The 15176-nt window shown below is 61.8% G+C and carries 11 protein-coding genes; 5 read left to right on the top strand and 6 right to left on the bottom strand.

The window, feature by feature from the left end; genetic code table 11:
- The first annotated feature begins 381 nt into the window (after positions 1-381).
- Together FYJ44_RS01545 and FYJ44_RS01540 are read left to right on the top strand one after the other, a co-directional pair.
- Positions 382-1764, top strand: a complete 1383-nt coding sequence (locus FYJ44_RS01545) for a DnaA ATPase domain-containing protein (RefSeq protein ID WP_195840915.1) — start codon at positions 382-384, stop codon at positions 1762-1764.
- Positions 1765-2154: 390 nt separating this feature from the next.
- Positions 2155-4260, top strand: coding sequence for a sensor domain-containing protein (locus FYJ44_RS01540; RefSeq protein WP_154508489.1), 2106 nt, complete (start codon positions 2155-2157; stop codon positions 4258-4260).
- 92 nt (positions 4261-4352) lie between these two features.
- Here FYJ44_RS01540 and FYJ44_RS01535 read toward each other — a convergent pair whose 3' ends face one another.
- Positions 4353-6416: an elongation factor G gene (locus tag FYJ44_RS01535; RefSeq protein WP_154508487.1), complete on the bottom strand. Its 2064-nt coding sequence runs from the start codon at positions 6414-6416 to the stop codon at positions 4353-4355.
- 276 nt (positions 6417-6692) lie between these two features.
- On the opposite strand from FYJ44_RS01535, the gene FYJ44_RS01530 reads away from it, so the two are divergent.
- The gene (locus FYJ44_RS01530) at positions 6693-7202 is read left to right on the top strand and encodes a translation initiation factor IF-2 (RefSeq protein ID WP_154508485.1); all 510 of its coding nucleotides are present in this window, start codon (positions 6693-6695) and stop codon (positions 7200-7202) included.
- Between the two features lie 21 nt (positions 7203-7223).
- Here the strand turns inward: FYJ44_RS01530 and FYJ44_RS01525 are convergent, their stop codons facing one another.
- Positions 7224-8450, bottom strand: a complete 1227-nt coding sequence (locus tag FYJ44_RS01525) for an NAD(P)-dependent oxidoreductase (protein WP_154508483.1) — start codon at positions 8448-8450, stop codon at positions 7224-7226.
- Positions 8451-8509: 59 nt separating this feature from the next.
- The gene (locus FYJ44_RS01520) at positions 8510-8932 is read right to left on the bottom strand and encodes an acyl-CoA thioesterase (protein WP_288230487.1); all 423 of its coding nucleotides are present in this window, start codon (positions 8930-8932) and stop codon (positions 8510-8512) included.
- On the opposite strand from FYJ44_RS01520, the gene FYJ44_RS01515 reads away from it, so the two are divergent.
- Both FYJ44_RS01515 and FYJ44_RS01510 read left to right on the top strand, forming a co-directional pair.
- Positions 8927-10108 carry an MltA domain-containing protein gene (locus FYJ44_RS01515; RefSeq protein WP_229772439.1) on the top strand — a complete coding sequence of 394 codons (1182 nt, stop codon included), beginning with the start codon at positions 8927-8929 and terminating at the stop codon, positions 10106-10108. The genes FYJ44_RS01520 and FYJ44_RS01515 overlap by 6 nt on opposite strands.
- 76 nt (positions 10109-10184) lie before the next feature.
- Complete coding sequence (locus FYJ44_RS01510; protein WP_154508477.1) at positions 10185-10886, top strand: TetR/AcrR family transcriptional regulator; 702 nt, start codon at positions 10185-10187, stop codon at positions 10884-10886.
- Here the strand turns inward: FYJ44_RS01510 and FYJ44_RS01505 are convergent.
- The 3 genes from FYJ44_RS01505 to FYJ44_RS01495 all read right to left on the bottom strand — a co-directional run bounded on the left by FYJ44_RS01505 (position 10854) and on the right by FYJ44_RS01495 (position 15166).
- Positions 10854-12362 carry a DHA2 family efflux MFS transporter permease subunit gene (locus tag FYJ44_RS01505; protein WP_154508475.1) on the bottom strand — a complete coding sequence of 503 codons (1509 nt, stop codon included), beginning with the start codon at positions 12360-12362 and terminating at the stop codon, positions 10854-10856. The two genes, FYJ44_RS01510 and FYJ44_RS01505, sit on opposite strands and share 33 nt — an antisense overlap.
- Complete coding sequence (locus tag FYJ44_RS01500; protein WP_154508473.1) at positions 12359-13600, bottom strand: HlyD family secretion protein; 1242 nt, start codon at positions 13598-13600, stop codon at positions 12359-12361. Before FYJ44_RS01500 ends, FYJ44_RS01505 begins: the two co-directional genes overlap by 4 nt.
- 180 nt (positions 13601-13780) lie before the next feature.
- Positions 13781-15166 carry an aminopeptidase gene (locus FYJ44_RS01495; protein ID WP_154508471.1) on the bottom strand — a complete coding sequence of 462 codons (1386 nt, stop codon included), beginning with the start codon at positions 15164-15166 and terminating at the stop codon, positions 13781-13783.
- Positions 15167-15176 lie beyond the last annotated feature (10 nt).

The raw sequence follows: 15176 nt of genomic DNA, 5'->3' as shown, positions 1-15176 counted from the left end.
GAAGAAATTTTCTAGAGAAAAATTCTGATTCTCGGGCAAAAAAAAATGTTTTTCCTCTTGACAATCCGTCCCGCCTTACGGTTCGGAAGCTGGGCGAAGATAGCTAAAAAAACAGCGTATAACTGAGAAAAACAGAGAAAATTTTACTTATTATTGTGGAAAAAAATTATTCCAAATTGTTCATGAGAGGGAGCGGCAAGGTTAAAGCCTTGCCCCATAAGGCTTTGGCGGCAGGCCCCATTATCCACGCTATTAAAAAATAATTATGTATTTCACATGATTATCTAATAAAGTCTTTGGGGAAAACAAAAGAAGCCACTGCCCCAGAGCGCAGCTAACCCTCCATTGCCCGTGTCCGGCCTTTCAGGCTACAAGCCCTGCATGCGAGATCAATGGGCCGAAATTTCTGAAAATCTCAAGAAAATGCTGGATTCCGGCATTTTTAAGGTTTGGATCGCTCCTTTGCGCGCCACGCTGGAAGACGGGGTGGTGCGCCTTGTGGCGCCCAACGCGTTTATGGCCGGTTGGCTGGAAAGCCGGATGCTTTCCACCTTGCGCGAAGCGGCGGCCCCGGTATTGGGTCTGTCGCCGGAGGCCGTGGAAATACGTATTGAGATTGCCGGAAGAGATCGCGACGCCGCTCCGCAGGCGGCTTCCACGGCTGACCTTGCCGCGCGGGTTTTGCCGCAACGGCAGGCCGATCTGCCCATACCTCCCGCCGTGCCCGCTTTACGGCGGGAGGCGCGCTGGCGCTATTGCTTTGAGGATTTTGTGGTGGGGCCCAGCAACAGCATGGCCGTGGCGGCCGCGCAGGATGTCTGTCGTAGCGGTGATGTGCAGACCCTGTTTGTGAACTCCGCCTCGGGTCTGGGCAAAACACACCTGGCCCAGGCTGTGGGCCAGGCGCTCAGCCGAAAAGGCAATGACGCGCGCGTGGCCTATCTCACGGCCGAGGAGTTCGCCTCGCGCTTTGTGGCCTCCTTGCGCAGCCATGACGTGGAGGGCTTCAAATCCCGCCTGCGGGATCTGAATGTGCTTTTGCTGGAAGACGTGCATTTTTTTCAGGGCAAGGAAAAAATGCAGGATATGGCCCTCGCCGTGGTCAAAAGTCTGCAGGCCAAGGGCGGCCGGGTGATTTTCACCTCTTCGTTTTCGCCGCGTGAACTCCAGCGGGTGGACAGTCAGCTCGTCTCGTATTTCTGCTCGGGCATTCTGACGAATATGGGACGTCCCGACGAAGAGATGCGCCGCCGCATCCTCACCCGCAAGGCCAAAAGCTTTCAGGTGCTCTTGCCCGACCCGGTCTGCGACCTGCTGGCCACCCGCCTGCGCGGCGATGTGCGCCAGATGGAATCCTGTCTGAACAGCCTCATATTCAAGGCCCGTCTGCTCAATTGCGGCTTGAATCTGGATCTGGCGCTGGAAGTGCTCAACCAGTACGCCGGCGTGGAATGCGGGCCGGATCTGCCCACCATCATCCGACTGGTCTGCGAGAGCTACGGCCTGGAGCAGCGCCAGCTCTGCTCACGTTCCCGCCGCCGGGAATGCGTGCTGGGCCGCAATACCGTCTACTATCTGGCGCGCAAGCACACTGAACTTTCGCTGGAGGAAATCGGCGAGACGTTCAACCGTCGCCATTCCACGGTCATCAAGGGCATCACCTCGGTGGAGCGCGAGCTTTCCAAAGAATCCAGCCTGGGCCGCCAGATCGCCAGAGCCGTGGACCTTATTGAGCGCAACGCCGGTCTGGGAGCGGCCCAATGAGGCCCGGTTCTTTTCTCTTCGGATAAAAAATCCCTTTTTTTAGTACTCATATTCTGCGGTTCTGATATTCAAGAAATATCGCGGCATCTGATTTCATTGTTGTGGTGGAATCATCTTATATCATTTTCGTGATTGGATTTTTTATCGTTTGACATGGAAATATCTGATATTTACTGCATGAAGATTTTTTGTCCTTTTTCGTAAAAAGAACGACTTTTTTATTGCTCTGAACAAGAAAATAGGCAATATAATGAAGAGTATTCGCGAATAGCTGTTTACGGCCGGGGCATGCCCTCGGATCGGCAGCGTTATATTTCATCATTGTCGCTATTTTTCGTGCATAAGCTCCCTGTCCACTTTGAGGGAGAGCTTTATCAGAGCAGGGCTCCCATGGAAAACCAGACCAAGATCTTCGTTGATAATGCCATCGGCCAGAGCAGTGAATACAACATGCTGATGAATCTCTCGCGCCTGAGCGTGAGCAAGCATCTGATTGATGAGCATTTCACGCTCATCTGGGCCAATGAGTACTACTATGAACTGATCGGCTATCCCAAGGAAGAATACGAACGCCTGTTTGAAAACCGCCCCGACAAATTTTATGCGGCGGATCCGGAGAACTGGAAGATCCTCGTCGATAAAGTGACCGAAACGCTCGCCAGCGGCGCTTCCGGCTATCAGCTTATAGGCAGGATGCGCCATAAAAGCGGCAGAATGATGTGGGTCAAGCTGTCGAATATCTTCACGGACGAAATGATCAACGGCCACCGCGTTTCCTACACCGTGATGGCGGATGTCAGCGAGCTGCAGCAGACCTTGCTTGAACAGAGCATCACCTACAACAATATTCCCGGTTTTATCGCCAAGTTCCGGATTCGGGAAAACGGCTTCGAGTTTGTGGAGGCCAATGAAAAGTTCACTCGGCTTTTCGGGCGGTCCGATTATGCGCTGGACAGTCCGGTCGCGGTCAGGAATCCGGCCGTGCTCAGGGATAACCATGAACTCATGCGCCGGGGGGAGCCTGTCAATTTTGTTCTCCAGGCCAGGGAAAAGGACGGAAACAACGTCTGGCTGCAGGTTTCCGGTGAATGCATGGACTGGCAGGACGGCGATCCGCTTTATTTGTTTGTATATATAGATATCAGCGAGCTTCTGGAGCAGCGCGAACTGCAGAAGCAAACCAGTCGGCGGCTGGAGCAGCTGGCCTTTGTGGACCCGGTGACCGAGGGACGCAACCGCACCAGTTTTGATATTGATGCCGGAGGGGCCATCCGCTCCGCCGCGCCCGGCAGTTATGCGCTGGTCTGGCTGGACATCCAGAAATTCAAGCTGGTCAATGATTTTTTTGGCGTGGAGGCCGGCGACAGAGTGTTGCGGCATTGCTATAAAAGCGTGCAGGCTCATCTGGAGGACGGCGAATACGTGGCCCGCCTGGCGGCGGACGGCTTCAACCTCTTGCTGTGGGACGCGACCAGGGAAAGGCTGGAAGAACGCCTGAACCGCATGGCCGAGGACGTCAACCGCTTTGAGCCGATAGTCCGGCGCAAGTATATTATCTCCTTCTCCGCCGGTATCTACCACATTGACGACCCGTCCCTGCCGCTGATCCAGATTCAGGACAGGGCCAACATTGCCCGTAAAAATGCCGGCGCCGCCGTGGGCAACGGCCTGTGCGCCTGCCGGATGTACAGCGAGCAGGACCGTCTGCGCTCCCTGCGTGAAAAGGAAATGGAAAACCGCATGCGCGGCGCGCTGGAGCGGGGGGAATTCATCGTCTATCTCCAGCCCAAGCAATCCCTGAAAAAATCCTCCATTGCCGGCGCTGAAGCTCTGGTGCGTTGGAATGCCCCGGAAGGCCTGATCTCTCCCGCTGAATTCATCCCTCTGTTTGAGCAGAACGGTTTTATTGTGGACCTTGATCTCTATGTTTTCGAGCAGGTCTGCGCCATGCAGCGCAAGTGGCTGGACAACGGCGTCGCGGCGGTGCCGGTATCTGTGAACATGTCGCGCACGCACCTTTCGGACCCGCATTTTCTTGATCACTATGAGAGCATCCGGCAAAAATACGGCGCACCTCCGGGCCTGCTGGAAATTGAACTGACGGAGAGCCTGGTGTTTGAGAATCCGCAGTTGCTGATCCGCTTCATTGATCAGATCCGCGCCCATGGCTACCATTGTTCCATTGACGATTTCGGCAGCGGCTATTCCTCGCTGAACATCCTCAAAGATTTGAACGTCAACGCCCTCAAGCTGGACAGAGTCTTTTTCTCCTCAAAGGAAGTGGGCAACGCCCGTGAGCAGGTGGTCATCGTCTCGGTTATTGATCTGGCCAGAAAGCTCAGCATGGTTACAGTGGCTGAAGGCGTGGAGACAGAGCCGCAGGTGGATTTTCTGCGCCGCACGGAGTGCGATATGGTCCAGGGCTATGTCTTTTCCCGGCCCGTGCCTCTAGCGGAATTCGAGCGGATGGCCTATGGCCGTGAAATCGCCGCCTGAATTGCCGGGCCGCACTTCGGCTGCCATAAAAAAGACGCCCCGTACGGGGCGTCTTTTTGTCGGCACAGTCCGGGACCGTGTGCCCCGTAGGGTTATTCTGCGGCCTTGGCGGCCTGGTGCTCGGCAATAACTTTTTCGGCCACAGGCTGCGGCGCTTCCTCGTAATGGTCAAATTCCATGGTGAAGAAGCCCTGACCGCCGGTCATGGAGCGCAGGTCCGGCGCGTAGCGCAGCACTTCGCTCATGGGCACGTGGGCCTTGATTTCGGTGATGCCCGCCTGGGAGTCCGAACCCAGCACCTTGCCCCGACGGGAGGAAAGGTCGCCGATCACGTCGCCCATGCTTTCATCGGGAATGGACACGGTCAGCAGCACGATGGGCTCCAGCAGCACGGGTTTGAGGCTTTCCATGGCTTTTTTGAAGGCCAGGGAACCAGCCACCTTGAAGGCCATTTCCGAGGAGTCCACGGTGTGGTAGCTGCCGTCGTAAACCTTGACGCGGAAGTCCACCACTTGGCAACCGGCCAGAAAACCGCGCGCGGCCGCTTCCTGAACGCCCTTGTCGATGGCCGGAATGTACTGGCGCGGGATGACGCCGCCCACAATGGCGTCTTCAAAGACATAGCCCGAGCCGCGTGGCAGGCCTTCCATCTCGATCCAGCAGTCGCCGAACTGGCCGCGCCCGCCGGATTGCTTTTTGTGGCGGCCCTGCACCTGGCATTTGCCGCGTACGGTTTCGCGGTAGGGCACCTTGGGCGTTTTGAGCACGATGTCGATCTTGAAACGGCGCTTGGCCTTTTCCACGGAAAGTTCAATATGCAGCTGGCCCATGCCGGAGAGCAGAATGTCGCCGTTCTCTTCGTCGCGGCCCAGGCGGAGGGTGATGTCCTCGTCCAGCAGACGCTGGATGGCCGCGTAGACCTTGTCTTCCTCGCCTTTTTCCTTGGGGGCCAGGGCGTAGGTGATCAACTGCGGCGGCAGTTCGGGCATGGGCAGGGCGAAGGGCGCTTTTTCGTCGCAGAGGGTGTCGCCGGTGCGCGTGTTCTTGAGTTTGGCCACGGCCACAATGGCGCCCGGACCCACGGGATCCTTGCAGGGGGTCTGGGTTTTGCCCACCAGATAGAGCAGGCTGCCCAGGCGTTCGTTTTCCTCGCTGCGCATGTTCCTGAGTGTGGCGTCGCCGTTGATGGTGCCGGAAAGCACCCGCAGGATGGAAAGCTGCCCGGCAAAGGGATCGGCCAGGGTTTTGAACACAAAGCAGGCCACCGGGCCGTCCGGATCGGGCGCGCGCTCGGCCCCGGCGGCGTCTTTAAAGGCCGGGTGGTCCAGCGGCGAGGGCAGCAGGGCTTCCACCGCATCCAAAACGGCTTTGCCGCCCTTGTTCTCCAGGGCGGAGCAGACCAGCACCGGGGTCAGCTCGCCGCTGAGCACGCCCTTGCGCAGGCCGGATTGCAGGTCTTCCAGAGAGAGGCTGCCTTCCTCCAGATATTTTTCCATCAGGACTTCATCGCTTTCCGCGATATTTTCCACGGTGACGTCGCGCAGCAGGCTCATGTCGTCCAGCAGGTCGGCGGGAACTTCCGCTTCGCTGACAGAGCCGTTTTCGCCGAAGATGAGGGCTTTGCCTGCCAGCACGTCCACCATGCCCGTGAAAGCCTCGCCCTGGCGGATGGGCAGTTGCAGGGCCACGGGTTTGACGCCCAGGGCCGCCAGACCGTCAAAGGCCATGTGAAAATCGGCCCGGTCGCGGTCCAGCTTGTTGATGACGATCATGGCCGGCAGGCTTTCCGCGCGGACCATGCTCCAGAATTTTTTGCTCAGGGGGCGCACGCCGTCCACGGCGTCCAGCACGAAGAGCACGCTGTCCACGCCCTTGAGCAGGCATTCCATATCGCCGGTGAAGTTGCCGTCGCCGGGAATGTCCAGCAGGAAATGGCGGTTCTTGTTCCAGAGATAGGTGGCGCAGGCAGGCTGCACCGAACCGCGGCGGCGCACTTCCTCGGGTTCGTAGTCGAGGTTGGTGGTGCCGTCTTCAACGGCGCCCATGCGGGTCACGGCCCCGGCGTTGAACAGCAGCATTTCGGCCAGCGACGTTTTGCCGCAGCCGCCGGTGCCGACGAGAGCGAAAGTGCGTTGCATTTCCAGAGGGGTTGGCATGGTTTTCTCCCTTAGTAAGCGATATGGCGGCGCGAAAAAAGAGCGCGCAAGCCGGGTGAACGAAACCAGGGAAGGCCCGCGCGCGGGCCGCGCGCGCCAATCAGGATTAACGATACAGTCTTGCACGGAAAAAGGGAAGAGCCCCGCGTCCCTGCCATGACCCTGCCGGGTACGGGGCCCGGCGACACGGCGCCCTTCTGCCGCTTACCGGGCGCGGGCGCTTGACAGGGCCGCCGGCAATGGCGAGATTAACCGCAAAAGCGGGAGGCCGTGCCGATGATTCTGGAATGGGCCGCCGCCGGAGCGGTAATTCTGGCGGGCCTGATTTTCTGCCTGCGCATCATGCGGCGCGGCATCACCACGCTGGACCAGGACCGGGACCAGTATCTGGAGCGCATCCGGGCCGGTGAGCGCCAACTGGACGAGGACAGGAAAAATATTTCCCTGGACGAACAGTGCTGTGTGCTGCGCGCGGCGGTGGAGGATCTGTTGCGCCTGGCGGGCGACCCGCCCGGTCACGAGCTGTCGGGCAAAGGCACGCGCCTGGTGCTGCGCACCCCGGCGGGAGAGTGGCGCCTGGAACTGAGCATGCGCGAACGGTCCCTGCGCGGCACCCGCAAGGTGCTGCACGGCCGCAGCCGCTGGCTGCTGAGCGGATTCGACCGCGACGAAACCTTTGACGATCTGGCCGGCCTCATGCGCAGCCTCAACGCCCATCTGCGCGGCGACGAGATGGTGACGCCCGAACCGGCGCATCTGGCGCGCCGCCTTTCCCACCAGCGCTGACAGAGGCCGCCCGCCCGGCAATCACGCGCGCGGCAGACTTTGCATATAGGCGTCCATGGCGTCGGCCACTGTTTTGGAGCAGTGCACGGCCTCCACCACGGTTTTGGCCCCGCGCACCACATCGCCCGAGGCGAAGATGCCGGGATAGGTAGTGGCTCCGCGCGCGTCTGTTTTCACCAATCCGCGTTCGTTGATTTCTATGCCTCTGGACGTGGAAACGATCTTGTCCTTGGGGCCCTGGCCGATGGCGATAATCACGGAATCCGAGGGTTCCAGAAAATCCTCGCCTTCCACTTCGCGGGCATGGCCTTCCGCGTCATAGTCCAGGCGGCGGAATACAGCGCCTTCGGGCCGGATTTCCACGGGCCGCACGCAGGTGTGAAAGTCCACGCCGTCCACCCTGGCGTATTCCACTTCGCGCGGGCTGGCGGCCAGCGCGGGCTTGCGGGCGAACACCGTCACCTTGCGCGCGCCGTGGCGCAAAATGGTGCGGGCCGCGTCAATGGCCGCGTTGCCCGCGCCGATCACGCTGACAACTTCCCCCGGATTGTAGACCGCCGGATTGCAGAGATAGTCAATGGCGAAATGCACGTTGCCCAGGCTTTCGCCCTTGATGCCCAGGCTGTTGGGCCGCCAGACGCCCGTGCCGATGAAGACGGCGCTGTAGCCGTCCCGGAAGAGGTCGTCCATGCGCAATGCGCCACCGATGGTGGTATTGGGGCGGATGCGCACGCCCAGTTCCAGCAGGCGTTGCTGATAGCGGTCCAGAATGCTCTTGGGCAGGCGGAAGTCCGGAATGCCGTAGCGCAGCACGCCGCCGATGCGGTCGTGGGATTCGAAAATGGTCACGCTGTAGCCGCGCTGGGCCAGAATGATGGCGATGGTCAGTCCCGCCGGACCCGAGCCGATAATGGCGGCGGCCATGCCGTTCTGACGCGGCCGTGGCGGATGGTGCACGGCCAGAAAGCGTTCGGAGATGTAATTTTCGATGCTGCTGATATGCACGGGGCTGCCTTTTTTGCCCAGAATGCAATGCCCTTCGCACTGTTTCTCGTGGTCGCAGACCAAGGAACAGACAATGGAAAGGGGATTGTTGTCAAAGAGCATCTGTCCGGCTTCGTCGATATTGCCGTTCAGGAACTGTTCGATCATCACCGGAATGTTGGTGCTGATGGGACAGCCCGTGCGGCAGAGAGGCTTTTTGCAGTGCAGACAGCGCCGGGCTTCGTTGATGACATGCAGCGCCATGGCTTCTCCTTGTGCTTGAGGCCGCGCCGCCCGCCGGACGCGGGCGGCGCATCCCGCGTTCAATCGTCGCTTTTCACGCACAACTGCCGGAACCAGTCCGGCACGGGCACGGGGCGTCCCTGGGGATTGACCAGGGCGTGCTGGGTCATGCCTTCGGCCAGCAGGCGCGTCTTGTCCTCGTCCCATATCTCATATACAAAACGCAGTGAGGCCCGGCCCCATTCGCTGATGGCCGCGCGCACCTGCACCAGATCGTCATAACGGGCCGGTGCGCGGTAGCGGCACTGGGCTTCGCGCACGGGCAGGATGATGCCCTTTTTTTCCACGTCGGCGTAGCTCATGCCGCATTGGCGGATGTAGGCGTTGCGGGCGCGCTCGAAAAGGTGCAGGTATTCGGCGTAATACAAAACCCCCATGGTGTCCGTTTCACCGTAGGACACGCGATGGGGCAACCAGATTTCCGGAGTGGGAAAAACATGCACGGGCAAGCTCCTTGTTTCGGCGCGCGCCGCGAAGGCCGCGCGTCAGCATGGGCCGGGGGCGCGTTGCGCCCGGCCTTGATTGTGGTTTTGCTGGCGAGTCTCGCGCTCTCCGCCTGCGCCGGCAAGAAGCCGCAGCCCGAAGAACTGCCGCCGCTGGGGCCGCCGGTGGCCGTGCAGGAAAGCCCGGAATTTTTCGTCGCCAATCTGGCCCCCCGCAACCAGGATCTGACCAGCTGGAAGGACATGGCCCCTACCGTGCGCAAGTCTCTGCGCTATGTCAACAGCAAGCCGCAGGGCGCGGCGGCCGTCAAACGGCCGGGCCTGACCGTGACCTGGGGGGATCTCTCCCGCAGCCTGACCCGCCTGCGGGATCTGCTGCCGCGTCTGGATGCGGAGCCCGGCCTGCTGCTGGCGAACTTCCGCTGGGTGGAAGTGCCGGGCGGCATCAATTATTCCGGCTACTACGAGCCGCAGGTACGGGCCAGCCGTACGCGCAAGCCGGGCTATACCCAAGCCATCTACGGCCTGCCGCCGGATCTCGGGCGGGTGCGCGCCAAACGCGGCCGCTACCATGACCGCCGCACCATTGAGGAAAAGCAGGTGCTGGCCAACCGGGGCCTGGAACTGGCCTGGGCCGCGGACCCTGTGGACGTCTTTTTTCTGGAAATTCAGGGCTCGGGCCGCCTGATTTTTGACGACGGCACGCAGGCCTATGTGAACTATGCCGGGCAGAACGGGCACAAGTACAAGAGTTCGGGCCGGATCATGCGTGAAAAGGGTCTGCTCAGGCGCGGCGACATTTTCGAGCAGCGCGAGTGGTTCAGGAACAATCCCGAGCGGGTGCGCGAAATTCTCAACGACAATCCCAGCTATGTTTTCTTCAAATTCGGCAGCCGCGGGCCCACCGGGGCCATGGGGCATGAGGTGGACGACTGGCTCTCCCTGGCCACGGACCGGTCCTTTATCCCTCTCGGGTCTCTGGTGGCTTACGGTGTAAACGCGCCGGACGAGCGGCGCGGCAGCGTGCCCCTGCGCGGGATCGGTTTCGCCCAGGACGTGGGCGGGGCCATCAAGCGCAACCGTATTGATATCTTTTGCGGCGGGGACGCGCGGGCCAATTATGTGGCCAGCCATCTGGACGCCAAGGGACCGGCCTGGGTGCTGCTGGCCCGCTGAGGCCCGCTGGGTGCCGTGGAGGCCGTAGATGCCGCCGCTCACGCCGACCCGGCGGCTTGTGGGAAGGAATGAGGTCATGAAACATGTCAAAATCCGGCAAAATCCGGTTTCCGCCGCGGCCGGAGGCCGCCGGGAAAAAGGAGAGGCCCGCCGCGCCGCCATTCTGGACGCGGCGCTGGAAGAGTTCAGCGGCAAGGGCTTCACCATGGCCCGCATGGAAGATATCGCCCGGCGCGCCCGTGTCTCCAAGGGCAGTCTTTATCTGTATTTCCCCAATAAAAAAGCCCTGTTCGAGGGCGTGATCGAGGCGGCCTTCGCGCCTTTTTTCGCGCGCAAGCAGGCCATTTTGCAGGACGCCTCACTGGACCCACGCGAAAAGCTGCTGCGCATGTATGAGCCGTTGATCAGCGGCGGGCCGCGCTCGGCGTTGCGGCGCTGCGTGTGCCTGACCTTCAGCGAGGGCCTGCACAATCCGGAACTGATGGGCGGTTTTTACGAGCGCTTCCTTGCCCCCAATACAGCCCGCCTGCGCGAGGAGTTTCTGCCCGTCGCGCGGACCGTCAATGTGCGCGACGCGCTGGACCGCTTTCCTTTGCTGTTGATGGCGCCGCTGCTTTTCGGAGTGCTGCGCGCGGATATCTTCGCCAATCTGGAATCCCAGGACCTGATGGGTCTGTTCCGCGCGCATCTGGATATTCTTTTCCCCGCGCGGACGCCCGATCCGGTTCCCGCTCCGAATCCCGCCTCAGACCCGCCGGGCCAGCCAGACCAGGCCTGAAAGCAGCACAAAAAGCGCGCCGCCCAGCCAGAACAGTTCATCAAAACCCAGAATAAATCCCTGCCGGGTGATTTCATTGGCGATCCAGGCCCTGGCCTGGGGCAGGCTCATGCCGAGCTGTTCCAGAGCGCGCAGGGCCGCGTCCCAGACCGGGCTGTATTCGTTGACGCCCTCGGTCAGACGGGCGTGGTGCAGGGCCTCGCGCCGCTCCCACATGGTCGTGACCAGGGATGAGCCTATGGAACCGGCCAGCACACGCACACAGTTGGACAGGCTGGAGGCGGCGGCCAGCTCGCTGTTGGGCAGGCCGGAAAGGATGATGGTCGTGAGCGGCATGAAAAAGAGGGCCACGCCGATGCCCAGAATCAGCTGGGGCAGGGCCACGGAAAGGAAATCCATGCCCGGCGCGGAACCGGCGCGCCAGAAAAAGCAGCCGGCAAAGACCAGAAAGCTCAGGCAGGCCATCAGGCGCATGTCCAGGCGGCGGGCCTGCCTGCCCAGAATGGGCGAGATGATCAATGGAAACAGGCCCACCGGGGCCAGGGAAAAGCCGGCCCACATGGCCGTGTAGGAGAGGCGCGACTGAAGCATCAGGGGCAGCAGCACCACGGAGGCGAAGTAGAGCAGAAAGCCCAGACTGATGCAGATGGTGCCCACCGTGAAATTACGGTGCCGGAACAGGGAGAGGTTGACCACGGGATGCTTTTCCGTGAGCTCCCAGACGATGAAAAAGGCGATGCCCACCACGGCCGCCACGCCCAGAGCCACGATATAGCCCGAGGAGAACCAGTCGTGGTCCTTGCCCTCGTCGAGCATGAGCTGAAGACAGCCGATGCCCACGACCAGCAACACAAGGCCCACCACGTCAATGGGCGCTTTGCCGGTGGGGGTTTCCCGCCCGCGCAGCGGCGCGCGCAGCAACAACAGGCCCAGAGCGCCCACCGGCACGTTGACGAAAAAAATCCAGCCCCAGTGGTAATTGTCGCAGATCCAGCCGCCGAGAATGGGGCCGAGAATGGGGGCCAGTACCACCACCATGGACCAGAGGGACAGGGCCAGGCCGCGTTTTTCCGGGGGATAGCAGGCCAGCAGCAGGCTCTGTGAGAGCGGCAGGATGGGCCCGGCCGCCACGCCCTGGAGCAGACGGAAGAAAATCAGCATGCCGAGGCTGCTGGAGATGCCGCAGAGAAAGGAGGAAAGCACGAACAGGGCGCTGGCCACGAAGTAAAGTCGCACCTCACCCATCCGCCGGGCCAGCCAGCCGGTAAGCGGAATGGCCACGGCGTTGGCCACGCCGAAAAAAGTGATCACCCAGGTGCCCTGGGAGACGGCCACGCCCAGATTGCCCGCGATGGTCGAAAGGGCCACGTTGGCGATGGTCGAATCCAGCACGGTCATGGCCGTGAGCACGGCAATGCCCACCGTGGCCGTCACCAGCGGCCCGCCGCGCAGCGGCGTGAGCGCGGCCTCGCTCATAGTCCGGCCTGATGCGTGGCGGCGGACCCGGCCTGGGTATTGGCCGCGATGACGGCGCGGATGCGCTCGTCCACAGGCGCGAAATCTACGGGCGGGGTCTGGGCGGCCAGACTGGCCGGCGGCTCGGGCCGGGGCGCGGTAAGCAGCATGGGGCCGTCCTGGTCCTTAGTGTCAACTTCCACGGTCACGGACAGGCCCACCAGCAGGGGATGCGCCCGCAGTTCGTCTTCCGGAATGGCGATGCGCACCGGCACGCGCTGGACCACCTTGATCCAGTTGCCCGTGGCGTTCTGGGGCGGCAGCAGCGAGAAGACGCTGCCCGTGCCCGCCGCGAAGCCCTGAACCGTGCCGTGATAGGTCACGGAACCGCCGTACATGTCGGCCCTGACCAGGGCGGGCTGGCCGATGCGCATGCGTCGCAGCTGGCTTTCCTTGAAATTGGCGTCCACCCAGAGGCTGTCCAGCGGCACAACGGCCAGCAGGGCCTTGCCGGGCGTGACGTATTCACCTACCTGCACGGCGCGACGGGCCACCTGGCCGCGCACGGGGCTGCGCACCGTGGCGCGCTGCAAATCGAGCCAGCGTTCACGCACCGCGGCTGCGGCTTCTCTGACGGCGGGCTGCCCGTCCACCGGCGTGTCCAGCAGCACGGCGGTCAGGGCGTTGCGCTGGGCTTCGGCCACAGCCAGAGCGTGACGGGCCGTAGCCACATCCTCGGCGCTGTGGATGAATTCCTCCTTGCGTACGGCCTTGTCCCTGATCAGGAGCTGGCGGCGCTCCAGGTTGCCCTGCTGGCGCTGAAGGTCAATCTTGCGCATGGCGATATTGGCCTCGCTCTGGCGCAATTCCGCCTCCAGTTTGCAGGTTTCGCGCACCGCCGTGGCCAGGCTGACCAGAGCGTGCTCATAGGCCAGCCGGGCGTCCACCGGGTCGATGGGCACCAGGGCCTGACCGGCTTCCACCAGGTCGGTGTCGTCGGCCAGTACCGCCGTGACCCGACCCGCCACCTGCGGCATGACCGTGACCGTGTTGCCGGCCGCATAGGCGTCGTCCGTGCTTTCCGCATAGCGCAGTACCGTGACCCACCAGATACCCCAGGCCAGGCCCACAGCCAGAAAAAAGCCCGCGAGCAGGAACAGGGCGCGCGCCCGTCGGCCGGCCCGCATTCTGCTGAAATCCGGCAGGCGGTGGGGCGGCGTAACGGGCTGCCCCTCCGGTTGTTTTTGCACTTCGTCCATGCCGATCCTTTATTTTTTCAGGGTATAGTACTGACCGGTCAGTACTATACCCTGAAAAAAACGTCTGTCAACGGGAATAGCACTCTTCCCCTTGACAGACGTTTTTGCAATATACCGTAATGTTACAGAAAAACTGAAGCCAATGCGCGTTTTTCTTTCCTTTACGGCATCCAGCCCGCCTCAGGCTTCCAGAAAGGCTTTGTAGGCTTCCAGGGTGGCGTGCAGGTCCGCCACGCTGGCCAGTTCAAAGGGGCTGTGCATGGAAAGCACGGCCGGGCCCAGGTCAATGACCCGCATGCCGTAGGCCGCCAGAAAAAGGGCAACCGTGCCGCCGCCGCCCAGATCCACCTTGCCCAGTTCGGCGGTCTGCCAGGGAATGCTTTTGGCGTTGTACAGGCCGCGCAGCTCGCCGAAAAATTCGGCGTCCGCCTCGCTGGCCCCGTATTTGCCGCGCGAACCCGTAAACTTGGAGAAGCAGGGGCCGTAGCCCAGCTGGGCCGCGTTCTGCTTTTCATGCACTTCCTGAAAATCCGGGTCCAGAGCGGCCTGCACGTCGGCGGACAGGGCGCGGCTGTGCAGCAGCACGTGCGAGGCGGGCGTGCCCGGAGCCCAGGCCCGGGCCAGATCCTCCACGCAGTACTGGAAAAAGCGCGAGGCCGCGCCCGTGGCCCCGTCCGAGCCGATTTCCTCTTTGTCCCAGAAGATCACAGCCATGTTGCGCGGCCCGGCTTCAGCCGTGAGCAGGGCTTCCAGGGCCGTGAACACGCAGATGCGGTCGTCCTGCCCGTAGCCGCCCACCAGGGCCTTGTCAAAACCCACGAAGCGCGCCGGTCCGGCGGGCACGGCCTGAAGTTCGGCGGTGATCAGGTCTTCTTCGTTGATGCCGTATTTTTTGTGCAGGATGTCCAGCAGTTGTTCCTTGACCGGCTCTTTGGGCGCGTCCTTGTCCTTTTTGCCGCCTTTGGCCTGTTTGGGGCTGTGGGCCAGGATGATGTTCAGCTTTTCGGCCTCAAAGGCTTCGCTGATGGTCTGGCCGCTCTGTTTCTGGGCCAGATGCGGCAGCAGGTCCGCGATGCAGAACACCGGTTCGCCCGGCTTTTCTCCGATGCTCACCGTGAGGCTTTCGCCGTTTTCGCGGATGATCACTCCGTGCAGGGCCAGGGGCCGCGCCAGCCACTGATATTTGCGGATGCCGCCGTAATAGTGGGTCTTGGCCTGGGCCACGCCGGGCTGCTCGATGAGCGGGCGCTGCTTGAAGTCCAGGCGCGGGGTGTCGGCGTGGGCCGCGATGAGCGCCAGCCCTTCCTCCAGCGGTTGGGAGCCGCGCCGGGCCGCGAACAGGGCTTTGCCGCGCAGGGGCCGCAGCACGCGCTCCGCGCCGAAGTCCTCGCTGTACCCTGCCCGGGTCAGGCGTTCGCGCACGTAGTCCACGGTTTCGCGTTCGGTCTTGCAGCGGGTCAGAAAGTCGATGTAGCGGGCGGCCAGGGCTTCCATGTTCTTACGCTGCTTGGCGTCGTCATAGCTTTCCCAGGCGCTTTGCGGTTTGTAAGCCAATGTCTTTTCCATGGTATGCTTC

This window comes from Desulfovibrio porci (assembly GCF_009696265.1).
Taxonomy (GTDB): Bacteria; Desulfobacterota; Desulfovibrionia; order Desulfovibrionales; family Desulfovibrionaceae; genus Desulfovibrio; species Desulfovibrio porci.
The sequence above is the reverse complement of the archived record's forward strand: the minus strand, read 5'-3'. Positions and strand labels throughout refer to the sequence as shown.

Coding starts and splice junctions, on each gene's coding strand:
- FYJ44_RS01525 (WP_154508483.1), bottom strand. CDS start 8,450: ATGGCGCTGCATGTCATCAACGAAGCCCGGCGCTGTCTGCACTGCAAA.
- FYJ44_RS01505 (WP_154508475.1), bottom strand. CDS start 12,362: ATGAGCGAGGCCGCGCTCACGCCGCTGCGCGGCGGGCCGCTGGTGACG.
- FYJ44_RS01515 (WP_229772439.1), top strand. CDS start 8,927: ATGCACGGGCAAGCTCCTTGTTTCGGCGCGCGCCGCGAAGGCCGCGCG.
- FYJ44_RS01530 (WP_154508485.1), top strand. CDS start 6,693: ATGATTCTGGAATGGGCCGCCGCCGGAGCGGTAATTCTGGCGGGCCTG.
- FYJ44_RS01495 (WP_154508471.1), bottom strand. CDS start 15,166: ATGGAAAAGACATTGGCTTACAAACCGCAAAGCGCCTGGGAAAGCTAT.
- FYJ44_RS01540 (WP_154508489.1), top strand. CDS start 2,155: ATGGAAAACCAGACCAAGATCTTCGTTGATAATGCCATCGGCCAGAGC.
- FYJ44_RS01535 (WP_154508487.1), bottom strand. CDS start 6,416: ATGCCAACCCCTCTGGAAATGCAACGCACTTTCGCTCTCGTCGGCACC.
- FYJ44_RS01545 (WP_195840915.1), top strand. CDS start 382: ATGCGAGATCAATGGGCCGAAATTTCTGAAAATCTCAAGAAAATGCTG.
- FYJ44_RS01510 (WP_154508477.1), top strand. CDS start 10,185: ATGAAACATGTCAAAATCCGGCAAAATCCGGTTTCCGCCGCGGCCGGA.
- FYJ44_RS01500 (WP_154508473.1), bottom strand. CDS start 13,600: ATGGACGAAGTGCAAAAACAACCGGAGGGGCAGCCCGTTACGCCGCCC.